This window comes from Moorena sp. SIO4G3 (genome assembly GCF_010692305.1).
GTDB lineage: Bacteria > Cyanobacteriota > Cyanobacteriia > Cyanobacteriales > Coleofasciculaceae > Moorena > Moorena producens_A.
Genome location: NZ_JAAHIG010000725.1, coordinates 1 through 1,473, shown reverse-complemented (window position 1 = coordinate 1,473; position 1,473 = coordinate 1). Strand labels below are relative to the sequence as shown.

Below are 1,473 nucleotides of genomic sequence, written 5' to 3'. Positions count from 1 at the left end.
CAGGGAGCAGGGAGCAGGGAGCAGGGAGCAGGGAGCAGGGAGCAGGGAGCAGGGAGCAGGGAGCAGGGAGCAGGGAGCAGGGAGCAGGGAGCAGGGAGCAGGGAGCAGGGAAGTAACAAAAGCGAAGAGGTAAGAGGGAAAAAAATGTGTACCTCATAGTAATAAAAATTTTTGTAATATTTATCAAATATATCAGGTCTAAGTACATCAACGAATTGATAAATTCTATATCATAAGGATACCAAACCCATTTATAAAAATCCATTTACCATCGACTTTTATATGGAATTGTTGCTAGCTAATAAAACTCTTGTTAGTTTATCTTTAACTCGATTTCCCTGAAAGCCAATATAACCCTGTCCCAAGGTAATCTGTTGAGACCAATGAGATTGATTGCACCAATTATCATAGGCAGGTAATGCAATAGTTTCTAAGAAATAACGCCACTTCTTCGTAGTACTTGAAGGGGTGATCGCTTTGGCACGAATTCGACCATTTTTAACGATAGCGCTACGTAAATCAGGCTCTTCTTTCAACCGCTTAAGGGCTGAAATTAACGCCCTAGGGGTAGCCACTTCCAGATAGTCTAGTGAGCTATAGCGTTCTGCTTGATAAGCAACTTCAGATCCGAGAATAGCAGGAACCCCTGCTAGCCAAGCATTGTAGAGTTTGGTAGCTGGTTTGGTCAGGTAATTGCGGTGGAGGCAGGCTGTGTTGCCCTCAAACCTACGCACAGCCACAATAGCATCAATCTCACTGTAGTCATGCCAGCGATTGTCTAGGTTGCTATAGTCATGCCAATGATTGCGATTGATTACTGGTTGCCAAGATAACCCCAGTGCTTGGAGTTGTTGTTGCCAGGAGGGATGCTTTAACTCTATCGCTAGATTATTTTCATGACCAAAGAAGGCGATGGTTTTAAAGCGATCGCATCGTGCTGGATGGCGCTGAATTAACCCTGGCTGAGTCCAGTGGGGTAAATAGTAACTATTGCGCAGATGCATTGTTTCCAGAGGATTTTGTACCACATGGACTTGAGCATAGGGATAGGGTCTTTGTTCAGCTTTAATACAAATCAGCAATAACTTTGGTCCTGGCTTGAGCTGGTCATTGTGAGCTCGTAAACAATTGCGGTGGATCAGGACAATCCCCTCTCTGGGCAATTCTGCTACTAGTTCGCAAGGGAAACCATCGGCTTTCAGGCGCAGATAGGTTTGTAAAGTCCAGGCATAGATACCAATACCAAAGCCTTTCCAGTTCTCATCGGCACTTCTCGGCATGGTGTCTGGCCATAAACCCTGAGGAATGTAGAAGTAAATTGGTGGTAATTTATCGGTCATGTGAGGTACTTTTATTCTTGGTTTTAGGAAACAGGGAGCAGGGATTAGGGAGTCGGGAGTCGGGAGTCGGGAGTCGGGAGTCGGGAGTCGGGAGTCGGGAGTCGGGAGTCGGGAGTCGGGAGTCGGGAGTCGG

1 protein-coding gene is annotated in these 1,473 nt (G+C 46.2%); it reads right to left on the bottom strand.

All coding sequences use genetic code 11. From position 1 onward, the window contains the following. Nucleotides 1-278 precede the first annotated feature (278 nt). On the bottom strand, nt 279-1,473 hold a 1,195-nt coding region (locus F6J99_RS44950; protein WP_293123909.1), incomplete at its 5' end, for a hypothetical protein.